This window comes from Nocardiopsis sp. Huas11 (assembly GCF_003634495.1).
Taxonomy (GTDB): Bacteria; Actinomycetota; Actinomycetes; order Streptosporangiales; family Streptosporangiaceae; genus Nocardiopsis.
In genome coordinates this window covers 216,700-234,578 of record NZ_RBKY01000001.1, presented here as the reverse complement: position 1 = coordinate 234,578, position 17,879 = coordinate 216,700, and the positions used below count along the sequence as shown (strand labels likewise).

Annotated in this window: 15 protein-coding genes; 11 read left to right on the top strand and 4 right to left on the bottom strand. The window is 72.6% G+C overall.

Annotation, left to right across the window (positions count from 1 at the left end):
* The first annotated feature begins 5 nt into the window (after positions 1-5).
* The 8 genes from DFP74_RS01010 (at position 6) to DFP74_RS00975 (ending at position 8,916) form a co-directional block, all read left to right on the top strand.
* Complete coding sequence (locus tag DFP74_RS01010) at positions 6-344, top strand: biotin/lipoyl-containing protein (protein ID WP_121179977.1); 339 nt, start codon at positions 6-8, stop codon at positions 342-344.
* A gap of 137 nt (positions 345-481) precedes the next feature.
* On the top strand, positions 482-1,252 hold the full coding sequence (locus DFP74_RS01005) for an alpha/beta fold hydrolase (protein WP_121179976.1): 771 nt from the start codon (positions 482-484) through the stop codon (positions 1,250-1,252).
* A 312-nt stretch (positions 1,253-1,564) separates the two neighbouring features.
* Positions 1,565-2,614, top strand: a complete 1,050-nt coding sequence (locus DFP74_RS01000) for a BMP family protein (protein WP_121179975.1) — start codon at positions 1,565-1,567, stop codon at positions 2,612-2,614.
* A gap of 183 nt (positions 2,615-2,797) precedes the next feature.
* A complete protein-coding gene (locus DFP74_RS00995; protein WP_121179974.1) occupies positions 2,798-4,405 on the top strand; it encodes an ABC transporter ATP-binding protein in 1,608 nt (535 codons plus the stop codon).
* Entirely contained in the window at positions 4,402-5,892 is a 1,491-nt protein-coding gene (locus tag DFP74_RS00990) for an ABC transporter permease (protein WP_121179973.1), read from the top strand. The genes DFP74_RS00995 and DFP74_RS00990 overlap by 4 nt, the downstream gene beginning before the upstream one ends.
* Complete coding sequence (locus tag DFP74_RS00985; protein WP_121179972.1) at positions 5,889-7,151, top strand: ABC transporter permease; 1,263 nt, start codon at positions 5,889-5,891, stop codon at positions 7,149-7,151. Before DFP74_RS00990 ends, DFP74_RS00985 begins: the two co-directional genes overlap by 4 nt.
* The gene (locus DFP74_RS00980) at positions 7,130-7,558 is read left to right on the top strand and encodes a cytidine deaminase (protein ID WP_121179971.1); all 429 of its coding nucleotides are present in this window, start codon (positions 7,130-7,132) and stop codon (positions 7,556-7,558) included. Before DFP74_RS00985 ends, DFP74_RS00980 begins: the two co-directional genes overlap by 22 nt.
* 68 nt (positions 7,559-7,626) lie before the next feature.
* Positions 7,627-8,916 carry a thymidine phosphorylase gene (locus tag DFP74_RS00975; protein ID WP_121179970.1) on the top strand — a complete coding sequence of 430 codons (1,290 nt, stop codon included), beginning with the start codon at positions 7,627-7,629 and terminating at the stop codon, positions 8,914-8,916.
* Positions 8,917-8,993: 77 nt separating this feature from the next.
* Here DFP74_RS00975 and DFP74_RS00970 read toward each other — a convergent pair whose 3' ends face one another.
* Entirely contained in the window at positions 8,994-10,406 is a 1,413-nt protein-coding gene (locus DFP74_RS00970; protein WP_233570751.1) for a PLP-dependent aminotransferase family protein, read from the bottom strand.
* A 47-nt stretch (positions 10,407-10,453) separates the two neighbouring features.
* Between DFP74_RS00970 and DFP74_RS00965 the strand changes: the two genes are divergently transcribed.
* Positions 10,454-11,716, top strand: coding sequence for an MFS transporter (locus tag DFP74_RS00965; protein ID WP_121179969.1), 1,263 nt, complete (start codon positions 10,454-10,456; stop codon positions 11,714-11,716).
* A gap of 52 nt (positions 11,717-11,768) precedes the next feature.
* Here DFP74_RS00965 and DFP74_RS00960 read toward each other — a convergent pair whose 3' ends face one another.
* From DFP74_RS00960 to DFP74_RS00945, 3 genes are all read right to left on the bottom strand, one after another.
* Entirely contained in the window at positions 11,769-12,797 is a 1,029-nt protein-coding gene (locus tag DFP74_RS00960) for a hypothetical protein (protein WP_147453794.1), read from the bottom strand.
* 161 nt (positions 12,798-12,958) lie between these two features.
* Positions 12,959-13,522, bottom strand: coding sequence for a hypothetical protein (locus DFP74_RS00955; RefSeq protein WP_233570750.1), 564 nt, complete (start codon positions 13,520-13,522; stop codon positions 12,959-12,961).
* 163 nt (positions 13,523-13,685) lie between these two features.
* Positions 13,686-14,174, bottom strand: a complete 489-nt coding sequence (locus tag DFP74_RS00945) for a hypothetical protein (protein ID WP_121179967.1) — start codon at positions 14,172-14,174, stop codon at positions 13,686-13,688.
* A 144-nt stretch (positions 14,175-14,318) separates the two neighbouring features.
* Between DFP74_RS00945 and DFP74_RS00940 the strand changes: the two genes are divergently transcribed.
* Both DFP74_RS00940 and DFP74_RS00935 read left to right on the top strand, forming a co-directional pair.
* A complete protein-coding gene (locus DFP74_RS00940; RefSeq protein WP_233570749.1) occupies positions 14,319-16,082 on the top strand; it encodes an acyclic terpene utilization AtuA family protein in 1,764 nt (587 codons plus the stop codon).
* Between the two features lie 113 nt (positions 16,083-16,195).
* Positions 16,196-17,878, top strand: a complete 1,683-nt coding sequence (locus DFP74_RS00935; protein ID WP_121179965.1) for an acyl-CoA carboxylase subunit beta — start codon at positions 16,196-16,198, stop codon at positions 17,876-17,878.
* Position 17,879: the final 1 nt, after the last annotated feature.

Here is a 17,879-nt window from a genome sequence, read left to right as displayed (position 1 = left end):
CGACCATGGCAGAAGAGAACGTCACCTTCACGCTTCCGGACCTGGGCGAGGGCCTGGTCGAGGCGACCGTCCTGGAGTGGCAGGTCGCCGTCGGCGACCGCATCGAGCGCAACGCCCCCCTGGTGGAGGTGGAGACGACCAAGTCGGCCGTGGTCATCCCCTCGCCCAAGGAGGGCCGGGTCGTGGAGCTCCACGCCGCCGAGGACGAGGTCGTGGCCGTGGGGGCGCCCCTGGTCACCTTCGCCGTCGAGGCGCGGGAGCCGCAGGCGGGGATCGTCGGAAGGGTGCCCGCGGAGGAGGCCAGGCCGGCCCGCCGCGTCCGACTCAAGCCGCCCACGGACTGACCCGCTCCGCCGGCCGCCCGGACTGGAGATGCCCACGAACGGGGCGGCCGTCCGGGCGGCTCTTTTATAGGAACATCTGAATGGCCCTTCGGATTTTTCGGATCATTCCCCAACCCCGGCAAAGGACACGAGGAATCATGACCGCGAATCTCGCCGGAGACGTAACAATGCGCTATGTGGATTTGCGGCCGGAGGAGCCGGGCACGGCCGTCCCCGTCCTTCTCCTGCACGGTTTCGGCACCACCTTCGACATGAATTGGCGGGCCACGGGCTGGACCCAGGCGCTGGCCGACGCCGGGCGGCGCGTCCTGGGGCCGGACCTGCGCGGCCACGGGGGCAGCGACAAGCCCACCGACAGCGGCTCCTACCTGCCCGAACACTACGTCGCCGACCTGGTGGCGATGCTCGACGAGCTGGGTGTGGCACGGGTGGACGCGGTCGGCTACTCCATGGGCGCTCGCCTGGCCTGGGAACTGGCCCTGCGCCACCCCGCGCGGGTGCGGTCCCTGGTCCTGGGCGGCTTCGGTCCGGGCGACGCCTTCGCCGGGACCGACCTGTCCGGCCCGGGTTCCGGCGACACTCCCTTCGACCACGTCTTCCGCACGGTCGCCGCTCTGCCGGGCAACGACCCCGCCGCCCTGGCCGCCTGCGCCCGGGGTCAGGCCTCGCGTCCCTTCACCGCCGATCGGCTCCCCGTCGGCGTGCCCGTCCTGCTGGTCTCCGGGGCCCGGGATACCCTCGCCGCGGGCGCGGAGGGCCTGGCGTCTCGCTGCGGCGGGACGCACGTGGCGATTCCGGGGCGGGACCACGCCAACGCGGTCTCCTCCCGGGTCTTCAAGCAGGCCGTCGTGGAGTTCCTGGCGGAGCGGGCCCGCGGGGGTGACGAGGCGGTTCCGCCGGTTGGGTAGTCCGGTCTAGACCGGACGCGGTGACGTGTGTCTCGGCACCGTCGGTGACGTGCCGGGCGCGTGGGGTGGTAGTTGCTGCCAGGAAGGGGGAACAGGAGGTCGAAAACGGTCTCCCGATTCCTGGTTGGCCGGTCCGAGTGTGCTCTTGGTAACTTCCGAGTAAGGACCCGTGTCACTCTGCTCTCGCCTTCATAACAACTCCGCCCGTTGGTTAGGTGTACTTTCGGCCAGCGGATATTGTCCGGCAGCAGAACTCAGGTCGGTTCCGCGCGAATGTGGGCCGCTGAGAGGGCGAAGGGGAGAGTTACCGAAGTGAAGCGCAGCAACGCAGCCAAGTTCGCCGCGATCGCGGCAGCGAGTGTGCTGGCCCTCACCGCATGCGACAACCCGGCCGAGGAGAGCGGCTCCGAGACGGAGGGCGAGGAGTCCACTGACGTTCGTGTGGGCCTGGCCTACGACGTCGGCGGCCGTGGCGACCGTTCGTTCAACGACTCCGCCTACCGCGGTCTGGAGCGCGCGGCCGATGAGCTGGGCGTCGAGACCCGTGACTTCGAGCCGACCGACGGAGAGGCCGAGTCCGCCAAGGCCGACCGCCTGGGCACCATGGCCGAGGAGGGCTTCGACGTCGTCATCGCCGTCGGGTTCGCCTACGCCGAGTCCGTCGAGTCCGTGGCCGCCGACTACCCGGACGTGCAGTTCGCGATCGTCGACTCCGAGATCGAGGACATCGACAACGTCACCAGCCTGGTCTTCGCCGAGGAGCAGGCCTCCTTCCTGGCCGGTGCCGCCGCGGCGCTGTCCACCGAGGAGGACCACGTCGGCTTCATCGGCGGCGTCGAGACCCCGCTGATCCAGAAGTTCGAGGCCGGGTTCGTCCAGGGTGTCGAGCACGTCGACTCCGACATCAGCATCGAGATCGACTACCTGAGCCAGCCGCCGGACTTCAGCGGCTTCTCCGACCCGGCCCAGGGCCGTGAGGCCGCCCAGGCCCAGCACGACCGCGGCGCCGACGTCATCTACCACGCGGCCGGCGCCTCCGGCAACGGTGTCCTGCAGGCGGCCGAGGAGAACGACTTCCTCTTCGTCGGCGTGGACAGCGACCAGTACGAGAACGCCGACGACTCCCAGAAGCCCTACGTCCTCACCTCCGCGATCAAGCAGGTGGACGTGGCCGTCTTCGAGATGATCAAGGCCGTCGTGGACGGCGACCCGCAGTCGGGCATCCAGCGCTTCGACCTGGCCGACGGCGGCGTCGACTACACCACCTCCAACGAGGAGCTGATCAGCCCTGTCCAGGAGGAGCTGGACGGGCTCAAGCAGCAGATCATCGACGGCGAGATCGAGGTCTCGTCCACGCCGTAGCGTGAATCGTGCGACGGCCCGCGAGGGGGACACCCCTCCCGCGCGGGCCGTCGCACACACCCGAGGGCGGCACCGGGCACGGGAGGGATCCCGTGGCCGGTGCCGTCCCGGTCGCCGTTCCGCGCCGGTGGCGGGCACGCCCGGAGCAGGCCCCGCCCCGCCGCGATTCCCACAAGGAGACAGATGAGCAGCACGCCATCGGGCGTGGAGACCTCCGGTCCTCCCGCCGTTGAGCTGCACGGGATCACCAAGCGTTTTCCCGGCGTCGTGGCCAACCACGACATCGACATCACCGTGGCTCCCGGTACCGTGCACGCCATCGTCGGCGAGAACGGGGCGGGCAAGTCCACCCTGATGAAGACCCTCTACGGCATGCACCGCCCGGACGAGGGACGCATCCTCATCCGCGGCGAGGAGGTGCGCTTCCACTCGCCCTCCGACGCCATCAGGCACGGCATCGGCATGGTCCACCAGCACTTCATGCTGGCCGACAACCTCACCGTCCTGGAGAACGTGGTCCTGGGCGCCGAGCGGGAGCACGGCATCGGCCGCCGCGCCCGCGCCCGCATCCAGGAGCTGTCGGACCAGTACGGGCTCGGGGTCGAGCCCGACCGCCTGATGGAGGAACTGGGCGTCGGCGACCGCCAGCGCGTGGAGATCCTCAAGGTCCTCTACCGCGGCGCCAAGACGATCATCCTCGACGAGCCCACCGCGGTGCTGGTCCCGCAGGAGGTCGACGAGCTCTTCGACAACCTGCGCGAGCTCAAGCGCGAGGGCCTCACCGTCATCTTCATCTCGCACAAGCTCGACGAGGTCCTGTCCGTCGCGGACGAGATCACCGTCATCCGGCGGGGCACCACCGTGGCCACCGCCGACCCCCACGCGACCACCGCCCGCGAGCTGGCCACGCTGATGGTCGGCGGCGAGCTGCCGGTCCCCGAACTGCGCGAGTCCACGGTGACCGACTACGTCGTGCTGTCCCTGAACGGGGTGACCGTCACCGCGGCCGACGGCCGGCCCGTGGTGGACGGCGTCAGCGTCGACATCCGCAAGGGCGAGATCGTCGGCATCGCCGGCGTCGAGGGCAACGGCCAGTCCGAGCTGATCGCGGCGATCATGGGCATGCGGCAGGTCTCCTCCGGGTCCATCGCCCTGGAGGGCATCGACATCACCGGCTGGTCCACGCTCAGGGTGCGCGAGGCCGGGGTCGGCTATATCCCCGAGGACCGCCACCGGCACGGCGTGCTGCTGGAGTCCCCGCTGTGGGAGAACCGCATCCTGGGCCACCAGTCGCAGGCCCCCAGCGTCCGCGGACCCTGGATCAACAAGGCCGGCGCACGCGCCGACTCCGAGCGCATCGTCGCGGAGTACGACGTGCGCACGCCCAACATCGACGTGATCGCCGACGCCCTCTCCGGCGGCAACCAGCAGAAGTTCATCATCGGCCGGGAGATGAGCGGTGCGCCGCGCTTCCTGGTCGCCGCCCACCCCACCCGGGGTGTGGACGTGGGGGCCCAGTCCGCGATCTGGGAGCAGCTGCGCGAGGCCCGTGCCGCGGGCCTGGCCGTCCTGCTGGTCTCGGCCGACCTCGACGAGCTGATCGGCATGTCCGACACCCTCCACGTGATCCTGCGCGGCCGTCTGGTCGCCCAGGCAGACCCGACCACCGTCACCCCCGAACAGCTCGGCTCGGCCATGACCGGCGCCGGCCTGCACGGGGAGAACGGTCCGACAGAAGGTGACAGCGGTGCTGACGGTGCCGACCGAAGCGAGAACGGGGGCGGAGCATGAGTGACGCAACCCGCCCCACCCGGAGCCTGCCGGGCCCGGCAGGCCTGGCCATCGCCGCCGTGCTGGGCACGGCGGTCACCTTCGTCGTCGACATGGGCCTGCTGTGGTGGGCCGCGCTCATCATCGGCGTCGTCTCCGCCTTCGCCTTCGTGGGCCTGACCCGGCACATGGTGCCGGAGGAGTTCCGGTCCGGCGCCGACGGGACCAAGGAGGAGGGCACGGCCCTCCACAACACCCTGGTCGTGCCGACCGCGCTGGTGCTGTCCGTGGCCGGCGGCCTGCTGTCCGCCTGGGTGCTGGACCTGCAGCTCATCGAACCGGTCGCGGCCGCCCTGGGCGGCCTCATCGGCTCGGCCCTGGCGTTCGTGCTGTTCCACCGCCTGGGCGCGATGCTGGCCCTGTCCTTCGCCGCGGTCCTGGTCGCCGGTGTGATCGCCATGGGCGTCACCGCCGCGGTCCTGTTCTTCAGCGGGATCGCGCCGACGGCCACCTTCGCCCGCATGCTGGAGTACGGGACCCGTCCCGACAGCATGGTGCAGATCATCAACGACAGCACCACGTACTACCTGGCCGCCGTCGCCGTGGCGATCGGCTTCAAGATGAAGCTGTTCAACATCGGTGTGGACGGCCAGTACCGGCTCGCGGCCCTGGTCGCCGCGGCCGTCGGCGGCTACCTCGTGCTGCCGACGGTCATCAGCCAGATCATCATCATCCTCACGGCCGTGGCCGTGGGCGGCGCCTGGGCGGGGATCGCCGGGTACCTGAAGGTGGCCCGGGGCGTGTCCGAGGTGATCTCCACGATCATGCTCAACGCCATCGCCACCGGTATCACCGCCTACCTGCTCAACACCGACCGCCTCGCGGTGCAGATCAGCACCAACAACATCGGCACCCCGCCGATGGCGGAGTCCTCGTGGGTGCCCGGCATCCCCGCGGGCTTCCTCGGCTCGGAGAACGAGATCTTCGGCCTGGTGTTCCTGGCCGCCGCGGTCGGCATCGCCTACTCGGTGATGCTCAACCGCACGCGCTTCGGCTTCGAGCTGCGGGCCACCGGCCAGTCGCAGTCGGCCGCCGAGGCCAGCGGCGTCAACGTCAAGAAGATGGTGTTCCTGTCCATGCTCTTCTCGGGCATGGTCGCCGGGCTGGTGGGCCTGCCCCAGCTGCTCGGGCACTCGCACTACTACGCACTGGACTTCCCGACCGGGATCGGCTTCATCGGCATCGCGATCGCGCTGCTGGGCCGCAACCACCCGGTCGGTATCGTCTTCGCCGCCCTGTTCTGGTCCTTCCTGAACCAGGCGGCGGGCATCCTGCCCTTCGACGCCATCCCGCAGGAGATCGCGGTCATCGCGCAGGCCACCATCGTGCTCACCGTCGTGGTCGTCTACGAGGTCGTGCACCGTTGGGGCCGGCGCTACCAGCAGCAGCAGATCGGTCGACAACTCGGCGCAACCGTCGAGACCACGGGTGGCGGTGAGGCGAAATGAGCCAGGAACTCAACGTGATGCAACCGGTGCGCACACCCGCGTCCCGCGCCTCCAGGCGTGCCCGGTGGCGTCTGCTGTCCCTGATGGGCGCGGTGTTCGTGTCCCTCGCGGGACTGCGGGTCATCACCGGCCAGGACATGCTCGTCGACGCCGGCACCATCAACACCACGCTCACCTTCGCGGTGCCCATCGGCCTGGCCGGCCTGGGCGGTCTGTGGGCCGAGCGCGCGGGCGTGATCAACATCGGCCTCGAAGGCATGATGATCCTGGGCACCTGGTTCGGGGCCTACTTCGCCTGGACCTTCGACAACCCCTGGATCGGCCTGCTGGCCGGCGTCCTGGGCGGCATGGCGGGCGGCCTGCTGCACGCCGTGGCCACCGTGACGTTCGCGGTCGACCACATCGTCTCCGGTGTGGCGATCAACATCCTCGCGCTCGGCGCGATGCGCTACATGTCGATCCTGCTGTACTCGGACGTGCCCGGCGCGGGAGCGGCCCAGTCGCCGAGCACGCCGGAGTTCCCGAAGCTGAACCTGCCGTACGTGGACAGCCTGCTCGGCCCGGTCGCGGACCACGGCTGGTTCCTGGTCAGCGACCTGGCCTCCGTGGTGGTCGGCCTGACCACCCGCATGTCGGCGCTGACGCTCGTGGCGCTCCTGATGATCCCGCTGACCTACCTGGTGCTGTGGCGGACCACGTTCGGCCTGCGGCTGCGGTCGGTGGGCGAGAACCCCGACGCGTCGGAGTCCCTCGGTGTGCCGGTCTACAGCTTCAAGTACATCGCGGTCGTGGTGTCCGGCGGGCTGGCGGGCATGGGCGGTGTCTTCCTGGCGCTGGTGGCCTCCAGCATCTACCAGGAGGGGCAGACGGGCGGCCGGGGCTACATCGGTCTGGCCGCGATGATCTTCGGCAACTGGCGTCCGGGCGGACTGGCCATGGGCGCCGGGCTGTTCGGCTACACCGACGCGCTGCAGCTGCGCGGCGGCGGCGCGGCCATCCACGCCCTGCTCCTGCTCCTGGCGGTGGCGCTGCTGGCGGTGGCGGTCTGGCAGGTCCGCAACGACCGCAAGGGCGTCGCCATCGCCAGCGTGGTCGCGGGTGTGCTGCTGCTGATCTGGTACCTCACCACCGACTCGCTGCCGCGCGAACTGGCCACCTACAGCCCGCACATCGCCACGCTGCTGGTGCTGTCCCTGGCCTCCCAGCGACTGCGGCCGCCGGCGGGCATCGGCAAGCAGTGGAGGGCGAGCCGCTCATGAGCGACACGACACCGGGATCCGAGTCCGTGGACTGGGCCGCGCTGCGCGAGGCGGCGCGGGAGGCCATGGGACGCGCCTACGCGCCCTACTCGCAGTACCCGGTCGGGGCGGCGGCGCTGGTCGACGACGGCCGGGTCGTCACCGGCTGCAACGTGGAGAACGCCTCCTACGGTGTGGGCCTGTGCGCCGAGTGCGGCCTGGTCAGCGCGTTGCACGCCACCGGCGGCGGCCACCTGACCGCGTTCGCCTGCGTCGACGGCCGGGGCGAGGCCCTGATGCCGTGCGGGCGCTGCCGCCAGCTGCTCTTCGAGCACGGGGGGCCGGACCTGCTGATCGACACCCCCGAAGGGGTCTGGACCCTGGACCGGGTCCTGCCGCAGGCCTTCGGACCGCACAACCTCGCCTGATCCGCACTGGGGCGTCCTCCCGGCACCACGGGGAGGACGCCCTTTTCCGTTCAAGAAGGGCACAGGACATGGACGTCATCGAGGTCATCCGAGCCAAGCGCGACGGGGCGGAGCTGAGCCCGGAGGAGATCGACTGGGTGATCGGCGCCTACACCCGCGGCGAGGTCGCGGAGGAACAGATGTCGGCACTGGCCATGGCGATCTACCTGCGGGGGATGAACCGGGCCGAGGTCAGCCGCTGGACCCTGGCGATGCTGGCCTCCGGCGACCGGCTGGACTTCTCCGACCTGGGGCGGCCCACCACCGACAAGCACTCCACCGGCGGCGTGGGCGACAAGATCACGCTGCCGCTCACCCCGACCGTCGCCGCCTGCGGTGCCGCCGTGCCGCAGCTGTCGGGGCGCGGGCTCGGCCACACCGGCGGCACGCTGGACAAGCTGGAGTCCATCCCCGGGTGGCGCGCGGAGCTCTCGCCCGAGGAGATGCGCGGGGTGCTGGACGCCACCGGCGGGGTGATCTGCGCGGCCGGACCCGGGCTGGCCCCGGCCGACCGCAGGCTCTACGCGCTGCGCGACGTCACCGGCACCGTGGAGTCCATCCCGCTGATCGCGGCGTCCATCATGAGCAAGAAGCTCGCCGAGGGTACCGGGTCGCTGGTCCTGGACGTCAAGGTGGGATCGGGCGCGTTCATGAAGGACGTCGCCTCGGCCCGGGAACTGGCCCGCACGATGGTCGACATCGGCAACGACAACGGGGTGCGCACGGTCGCCCTGCTCACCGAGATGGGCACGCCGCTGGGCCGCGCCGTGGGCAACGCGCTGGAGGTGGCCGAGGCCGTGGAGGTGCTCTCCGGCGGCGGCCCGGCCGACGTCGTGGCGCTGACCGTGGAGCTGGCGCGCGAGATGCTGGCCGCGGCGGGGCTCACGCCCGGCGAGAACGGCGTCAAGGACCCGGCCGAGGCACTGCGGGACGGCAGCGCACTGGCCTCGTGGGAGGCCCTCGTGCGGGCGCAGGGCGGCGACCCCGCGGCGCCCCTGCCGGAGGCGGCCGAGCGCCGGGTGGTGCTCGCCCCCTCCTCGGGGACGCTCACCCGCCTGGACGCCTACCAGGTGGGGCTGTGCGCCTGGCGCCTGGGCGCGGGGCGGGCCCGCAAGGAGGACGAGGTGTCCTTCGGCGCGGGGGTGACCCTGCACGCCAAGCCCGGGGAGGCGGTGGGGGCGGGCGAGCCGCTGTTCACGCTGCACGCCGACGAGCCCGAGCGCTTCGACCGCGCCGCCCAGGCCCTGGAGGGCGCCTTCGACATCGGGGCCGACGTTCCCTTCGAGGAGAGCCCCCTGGTCATCGACCGCATCGCCTGACCTCGCGTCGGTCCGGTCGGGGCCGCGCCGGACCGGGCGTCCGGCGCGGCCCCGCGCGCGGTCGGGTTCCAGGACCGTCACCGCCCGACGCGGGCGGCACGGATGGCGGCGACCGCCACCGCCAGCGCGTCCCGGAACCGGTGGGCGCGCGGGGCTCCGTAACCGATGACCACGCCCGGGCGCCGTGCCCCCGTCACGGCCGAGCCGTCGGCGAACCGTCCGAGCCCCTCCAGTGCGAGCCCGCGCCGGGCGGACTCGGCCTCGACCACGTCCTCCCGCGTGCCGTCCGGTAGTTCGACCAGGCAGTGCAGCCCCGCGCGCAGGCCGGTGACCCGGCAGTCCGGAAGGCGTTCGGCGACGGCGGCGTCCACGGCCTCCCGGCGCGATCGGTACAGGTGGCGCAGGCGCCGCACGTGGCGGTCGTAGTCGTGGCCGCGGACGAACTCCGCGAGCGTGAGCTGGTTGACCGCGTCCTGGCCGCCGCCCGTCGTCTCACGGGTCTCCATCAGCGCGGGCAGCAGCGGCGGTGGCGCCACCGCCCACGCCAGCCCGACCCCGGGCGCGAGCGCCTTGCTGGCGGTCCCCGCGTAGAGCACGTGGTCCGGAGCCAGGGCCTGGAGCGCCCCGACCGCGCGTCGGTCGAACCGGAACTCGCCGTCGTAGTCGTCCTCCACGATCAGCGCACCGGTGCGCCGCGCCCACCGCACCAATCGCCCCCGGCGCTCCGCGGACAGGGGCACACCGGTGGGGAACTGGTGGGCGGGGGTGAGCAGGACCGCGTCGGCGCCGCACTCCTCCAGCCGGGAGACGTCGGCGCCGTTTTCGTCCACCGGCACCGTGACCGTGTCGAGCCCGTGGGCCCGGATGATCCGCCGGTGCCGCCCGTGCCCGTACTCCTCCACCGCGACCACCCGTGCGCCCCGCTCCCTCAGCGAGCGGCAGACCAGGGCGAGCAGGTCGCCGAATCCGTGTCCCACGACCAGGTGCGCGTCCGAGGCGTGCACACCGCGTGCCCGGGCCAGGTAGGCGGCCAACCGCTCGCGCAGGACCGGGACACCGCGCGGGTCGGTGTAGCCGAACGCGTCGGCCGGTGCGTGCGCGAGCGCCCGCCGCGTCGCGCCCGTCCACGCCTGCCGGGGGAAGTCCGAGGTGTCGGGGACGCCCGCGCGCAGGTCCAGCTCCGGGCGGGTCGTCTCCGGTACCCGTGCGCGCCCGGACGGACGCGCCGCGTGGCCCCGTACCCAGGTCCCCGCGCCGACCCGCGCGTCGAGCCACCCTTCGGCGGTCAGTTGCTCGTAGACCTGGGCCACGGTGTTGCGCGCGATCCCGAGGTCGGCCGCGAGTGTGCGTGAGGAGGGCAGACGCGTACCGGCCGCCCACCTGCCGTCGGCGATGGCGGCGCGCATCGCCTCCGTCAGGGAACGCGACACCCGTGTCCCGCTGATCTCCAGGTGGAGGTCGATTCCCGCAATGGCCCATGTTCGCTTCACGAATGTGGACTGTAGACCAGGGCCGATCGTTCCCTAGCGTCGCACACATGAACGTGATGACCCGAGCCGACGACCCCGCAGCGGGTCGGCCGACCCCCGAGCCGCTCCCGCCGCAGGTGCGGCGCGTGTACGCGGTCCAGCTGATCAGCGCCGTCACCGACGGAGCGGTCCTGGCCACGGTGGTGCTGTACTTCAGCACCCGGGTGGGTCTGCCCGCCGCCTCGATCGGCCTGGTCCTGGCCCTGGCCGCGGTGTGTGCGCTGGTGTCGGCCCCGCTCCTGGGGGCGGCGGCGGACAGGTTCGGCCGACGCCGCGCGGCCGTCGCCCACAGCCTCCTCATCGGCGCGGCCCTCGTCGTGTACCTCTGCGCCGGCGAATTGTGGACCTACGCCGTCGGCGCGGTCGTGTTCGTGGTGGCCCAGGCGGGTGCGGGTGCGGTGCGGCACGCGCTGGTGGCCTCCTGCGTGGGGGCGGAGCGGCGGGTGCGGGTACGCGCCCACATGCACTCGCTGCTCAACGCGGGACTGGGTGCGGGCGCCGTCGTCGGGGCCGTGGTGCTGGCGGTCGGGACTCCGGCCGCGTTCCTCTCGGTCTATGCGTGCGGCGCGGTCGTGGCCCTGGCGTGCGCGGTGCTGCTGTACGGCCTGCCGGCGGAGGCGGACCGGATCGGGCCTCGCGAGTCCCGGCCGGGCGTCCTTCCCCGCGGCGCGCGCGTGAGGGCGCTGCGGGACCTTCGGCTGGTCACGGTGACCGGCGCTTCGGCGCTCCTCCAGCTGTTCATGCCGGTGCTGTCGGTGATCCTCCCCCTGTGGCTGAGTGTGCGAACGGAGGCACCCGCGTGGGTGGCGGCGGTCGCCCTGGGGCTCAACACGGTCCAGGTCCTGGTGCTGCAGACCCCCTGGGCCACGCGGGTGCGCACCGACACGGGGGCCGCCGTCTCCGCCTCGGTCGCGGGCGGTGCGCTCTTCCTCGCGTGCGCGCTGTTCGGGGCGGCGCCGCTGGGCGGGCCGGTCGTGGCGGCGTCCCTGGTCCTGGCCGGGATCGTCCTGCTCACCACGGGAGAGGTGGCGGCGGGGCCGGCCGCCTGGCACCTGGCCCTGCGCCGGGCCCCGGACGACCTCCAGACCCAGTACCAGGCGGTGTTCGGGATGGCCGGGTCCGTCGCGCGCATCCTGGGCTCGGCGCTCGCCCTACCGCTGGTCCTCGCCGCGGGAGCACAGGGGTGGTGGGTGCTGGGCGCGGTCATGGCCTCCGCCGCCGGTGTCCTGGCCCTGGTCGCACTGCGCGGGGGCGGCCGTAGGGCACGCTGACCACCCGCCGAGGGCTTCGCCGCACCTGCCCCGGCGAAGCGGCGCCACTCCCTCAGCCGAGACCGGGCGCGCGCGAGAGCCGGCGGCCGGCCTCGACCGCCTCGCGCACGCTCGCGTCCCGGACCTGTTGGACGGCCAGCAGCTCCGTGGTGTCCAGTCGGTCCTCGACCCGGGAACCCGCGTCGGCGAGGTGGTCACCGTAGGCGTGATCGCGGAAGCGGGTTCCTTCGACCTGTTCCCACTCGCGCTGCTTGAGCGCGGCCAGGGACACCTGGTCCCCGTAGGCCCCGATGGCCCGCACACGCCGCTCGGCGATGTCCATGGCGGCGCGTACCGCCTCCGCCTGGGGCCGCAGGGCCGCTCTGACGGTCGCGGACACCGCTGCGCGGGAGCGCGCCTCCAGGTCCTCGCGCAGCTCCGTCTGCGTGCGCAGGAACCGGGCCAGCCGCCACTCCTGCTCGGCGAGGGTCCGGGCGGCTCCGGCGCCGTCGAAGTGCGCTCCCAGGGTCGGGGCGTGCTCGTCCACGGCCCGTCTGACTTCGCCGACGCGTGCGAGAAGCCGGCGTTCCGGTGCGCCGAAGTCCTGGGGCACCAGGTAGTGGCCGTGGTACACCGCGGGCAGTCGGCGCTCGTGGTGCCGCAGCACCAGGTGGACGGTGCCCGTGAGACCGGCCAGCGCGGCCACCGAGGTGACGGTGATGACCAGGCCCGTCGTCCCCAGCCAGCCCGCCGGGGCGGCCAGTGCCGCCGAGGCGATGAGCGACAGCAGACCCCGCACCGGGCCCCGGCGGCTGAACGCCGCGTAGGCGCCCGCGGCCAGCAGGACCAGGCTGAGGACCGCCAGGGTCGCCAGGACATGGGCGGTCAGGGAGAAGACGGTCGCGGTGAGCGCCGCGGTGCCCAGGAGACCGGCGGCCGTGATCGCGATTGGGGTGAGGAGCGGCGGCCGCGGCCGGGCGCGTGTGTCGTTCGAGCGCGGGAGCCGGTCGGAGCGCTCGCGGAGCGCGGCGATGACGCGGGGATCCAGCGACGGGTCGAAGAACGGGCCGACGGACTCGTCGCGCACCAGGGGTTCGGACACCGTCACTGTCGCCTCCTGCCCGTGCGCGGGACGCCGGATCGCCCCGCCGTGTGGCCCTCCTCCAGTCTGCCGGGTCCGCGCGTGCGGGACCAGCCGGGCGGTGGGCCCTGTGGACGACTCGGGCCCACCGCCCGGCAGGGCAGCGGGGTGGGGTCGGGCGGTCAGCCCATCGGCATCATCGGGGGCTGCTCCACACCGACGGGGACCATGACGTAGGTCGCGATCGCGACGGCGACGAACAGCAGGCCCGTGATCAGCGTCGCCGTGGCCGTCCAGCGGGCCCAGGTGCGGGTTCCGGTGCCGGACAGCACCAGGGCCAGCACCGCGAAGAGGACGGTGATGGCGGCCATCGCGCCGCTGGTGGTGATCTGCGTGTTGAGCTGGGCCACCTGCGCGGCGGCGACGGGCTGGTCGCCGATGGAGCTCACGGTCGCGAAGAGTTCGACCAGCCGGCCCGACAGCATCGTCAGGATGAGCAGGAAGAGCGCGACCAGGCTGAAGGTCTCCGCGGAGAGCGCGCCGCCGGGACGGGGCTCGGGCTGGGCCACGACCGTGGTTCCCTCGGGTCCGGTCGCCGCCTCGCCGGTCGCGTCCGTCTCCTCAACGGCCACCTCCTCCGCGGTGGCCGGCTCGGCCTCGGCGGCCGGACCGGTGGCGGGTGCCGCGGCCTCGTCGGGCTGCGGTGTGTTGTCAGTGGGACCGTTGTTTTCTGGTGAGGTACTCACGCCGCCAACGTACCTACCACCCGCGGTAAACCACGCCTAAGAATCGCCTGGTCATCCGAGAGTGGTCGGTCCTCGCCGCGGCCGCCCGGCCCCGACCGCGCGCCCGCGCGGGCTGTCAGCGTGGATCTGGAGGGGCCCCGGGGCGTCGCCTCCGGTCCGCCGGCTAGCCGGCGGCGGGGACGCTCACCAGGGTGATGACGGCGAGGATGACGAACACCGTGCCCGCCAGCACCGTGGCCGAGGCGCCCCACCGGGCCCAGGCTCGGGTCCGGGCGTTGCCCAGGAACAACGACAGCGCACCGACCAGGACCGCCAGGGCGCTGAGCCCGCCCGCCACGGTGATCTCGGCGTTGAAGAGCGCGACCTCCTCGGCCGTGGCCGTGCCGGCGTCGGTCAGGCCGAACCAGGCGAAGAGCGTGAACAGGCGCGAGTTCACGAGGACGGGCGCCAGCAGGAGCAGCCCCAGCCCGCTGAAGCTCTCGGCGGAGAACACCCCGCCCAGGGCGGGCACGGGGGAGACCGGGGTGCCCGAGACGAAGGCGCCGCTCGCGTCGGAGGCGTTGGACGTGTCGCTCGTGTCGGACGCGTCGGGAGAGGTGGAAGAGGCGGGGGCCTCGCCGGGGGTGCTGGTGTCTTCCTTGGAGGTACTCACGGCGCCAAACTACCGTGCCGCTCTCCCCGCATCCGAGAGGTGTAATCCACTCTCTGTGGCCACATTCGGCCATACCGTGACCACTTCGGGCAAAACAATCACGGGTGCTTGTTTTTTGGTGTGTCCGATGTCACTCTCATCACCATGAGTGCGACACCAGCGCCCCCGCTGCGGATCGGGAACACCTCCGGCTTCTACGGAGACCGGATCGCCGCCGTCCGCGAGATGCTCCAGGGAGGACCGGTCGACGTCGTCACCGGCGACTACCTGGCCGAACTCACCATGGCCATCCTCGGACGCGACCAACTCGCCGACCCCTCCCGCGGCTACGCCAGGACCTTCCTGCGCCAGATGGGCGAGTGCCTCGCGCTCGTCATGGAGCGCCGGATCAAGGTGGTCACGAACGCGGGCGGCCTCAACCCCCGCGGGCTCGCCGAACGGCTCACCGAGCTCGCGGAGGGCCTCGGCCTCGATGCCCGCATCGCCTGCGTGACCGGAGACGACCTCCTGCACCGTGCGGAGGAGCTGCACCTGGGATCGCCGCTGACCGCCAACGCCTACCTGGGCGCCTTCGGCATCGCGGCCTGCCTCGACGCGGGCGCCGACATCGTGGTCACCGGACGCGTCACCGACGCCTCCCTGACCGTGGGGGCCGCCATCTCCCACTTCGGCTGGACCGGAGCCGACCTGGACCGCTTGGCCGGGGCCACCGTCGCCGGGCACGTCATCGAGTGCGGCGCCCAGGCCACCGGCGGCAACTACGCCGGGGCGGAGGACCTCGTGCGCGCCGGCCACCGCCTCGACCACCCCGGCTTCCCCCTCGCGGAGATCCACGCCGACGGCACGTCGGTCATCACCAAGCACCCCGGCACCGGCGGGGCGGTCACGACCGGGACCGTCACGGCCCAGCTCGTCTACGAGATCGCCGGCCCCCGCTACCCAGGTCCCGACGTGACCGCGCGCCTGGACACCGTCCGCCTCACCCAGGAGGGGCCCGACCGGGTCCGCCTCAGCGGGACGCGCGGGGAGGCGCCGCCGCCCGCCCTCAAGGTGGGGCTGACCGGTCTCACGGGCTTTCGCAACGACGTCGAGTTCCTCATCACGGGCCTGGACGCGCGCGCCAAGGCCGACCTCGCCGAGGCCCAGCTGCGCGCGGCGCTGGACCACCGCCGCCCCGGCGACCTGAGCTTCGAGTTCGTGCCCGCCGAGGACCCGCACGGCCCCACGCAGGAGGCGGCGACCGCCCGTCTGCGCGTGGTCGCCCGCGACCACGACCCCGCCACGGTGGGCCGTACCTTCGGCGCCGCCGCGGTCGAACTGGCGCTGGCGAGCTACGCGGGCTTCCACCTCGACGCGCCCCCGCGTGAGGCCCGGCCCGACGGGGTGGCCGTCACGCACGCCCTGGTCCCCGCCGCCGAGGTCGAGCACACCGTGGTGCTGCCCGACGGCGACCAGAGGACCGTGCCCCACCCGGTGCGCACCCGGGAGGTCGTCGAACTCCCCGAACCACCGCTGCCGCCGCCCCCGCCCGCCGCGGCGCCCCTGCGCGAGACGCCTCTGGGCGCGGTGCTGGGCGCCCGCAGCGGGGACAAGGGCGCCGACGCCAACCTGGGCGTGTGGGCGCGCGACGCACGGTCCTGGCCCTGGCTGGCCCACACCCTGACCGTCGGCCTGCTGCGCGAACTCCTGCCCGAGACCGCCGACCTGAAGATCACCCGTCACCTGCTGCCGAACCTGCACGCCGCCAACTTCTGGATCGAAGGGCTGCTGGCCCCCGGAAGCGCCCGGCGCGAGGGCCCGGACCCGCAGGCCAAGGGCCTGGGGGAGTGGCTGCGCGCCCGCCGCGTCCTGATCCCCGAGGACCTCCTGCCCCCGCCGGACTCAGGCGGCGAGGGGCGGCGCCCATGACCCCCACTCCCCTCAACGGAGAGCCGATGGCTCCAGTACTTCCCACCCGTCACCCGCCTTCGCCCCGGGGCCCGCTTCGCGGGGAAGGGGCTTCCACCCTCAACGGAGAGCCGATGGCTCCAGTTCTTCCCACTTGCCTGGACACCTCCGCGCCCGCCTACGCCGAGGCCCGCGAGTCCATGCTCGCCCAGCTGGCCGAGATCGACGCCGAACACGCCAAGGCCCTGGCCGGCGGCGGTGAGCGCTACGTCGAACGCCATCGGGCCCGGGGCGGGCTCCTGGCCCGCGAACGGATCGAGCTGCTCCTGGACACGGGCAGCCCCTTCCTCGAACTCTCCCCCCTGGCCGCCTGGGGCTCCGACTTCCACGTCGGCGCGAGCCTCGTCACCGGCGTCGGGGTCGTCTCCGGAGTCGAGTGCGTCGTCGTCGCCAACGACCCCACCGTGCGCGGCGGCTCCAGCAACCCGTGGACCCTGCGCAAGTCGACCCGGGCCGCCGAGATCGCGCAGACCAACCGGATGCCGCTGATCAGCCTGGTGGAGTCCGGTGGCGCCGACCTGCCCACCCAGAAGGAGATCTTCGTTCCCGGCGGGCGCACCTTCCGCGACCTGACCCGGCTCTCCGCCTCCGGCGTGCCCACCATCGCCCTGGTCTTCGGCAACTCCACCGCCGGCGGCGCCTACATCCCCGGTATGAGCGACCACGTGGTCATGGTGCGGGACCGCGCCAAGGTGTTCCTGGGCGGCCCGCCGCTGGTCCGGGCGGCCACCGGCGAGGACAGCGACGACGAGTCCCTGGGCGGGGCCCGCATGCACGCCGAGGTGTCCGGTCTCGCCGACCACCTCGCCGAGAACGAGCACGACGCCCTGCGCATCGGCCGCCGGATCGTCGCCCGCCTGAACCACCGAAGACCCCCGGTCCCTCCCGTCACCCACCACCACCCTCAAACGACGGCCTTCGTCCGCAGCTCCACCCTCTTACGGACGCCTTCGGCGCAGTACCACCCGCTCGGCCCCGCGCCCGAACCCCTGTACTCCGCGGAGGAACTCCTCGGTGTGATGCCGCCCGACCTGCGGGTGCCGGTCGATCCGCGCGAGGTCATCGCGCGGATCGTCGACGGATCACGGTTCGACGAGTTCAAGCCCTCCTACGGCGGCGGCCTGGTCACCGGCTGGGCCGACCTGCACGGCTACCCCGTGGGCATCCTGGCCAACGACCACGGCGTGCTGTTCAGCGCCGAGGCGCACAAGGCCGCCCAGTTCATCCAGCTCGCCAACCGCGCCGACACCCCGCTGGTCTTCCTGCACAACACCACCGGGTACATGGTCGGCCGCGAGTACGAGCAGGGCGGCATCATCAAGCACGGCGCGATGATGATCAACGCCGTCTCCAACAGCACCGTCCCGCACTTCTCCGTCCTCATCGGCGCCTCCTACGGAGCCGGCCACTACGGCATGTGCGGGCGCGCCTACGACCCCCGCTTCCTGTTCGCCTGGCCCAGCGCCCGCTCGGCCGTCATGGGACCGCGCCAGCTCGCCGAGGTCCTGTCGATCGTCGCCCGCCAGTCCGCGGCCCGCCGGGGAGAGCCCTTCGACGAGGACCAGGACGCGGCACTGCGCGAGATGGTCGAACGGCAGATCGAGGCGGAGTCGCTGCCCCTGTTCCTGTCCGGCCGGGTCTACGACGACGGCGTCATCGACCCCCGCGACACCCGCACCGTCCTGGGCCTGTGCCTGTCCTTCGCCCACAACGCGCCCGTGACCGGCACCGACCGGTTCGGCGTCTTCCGCATGTGAG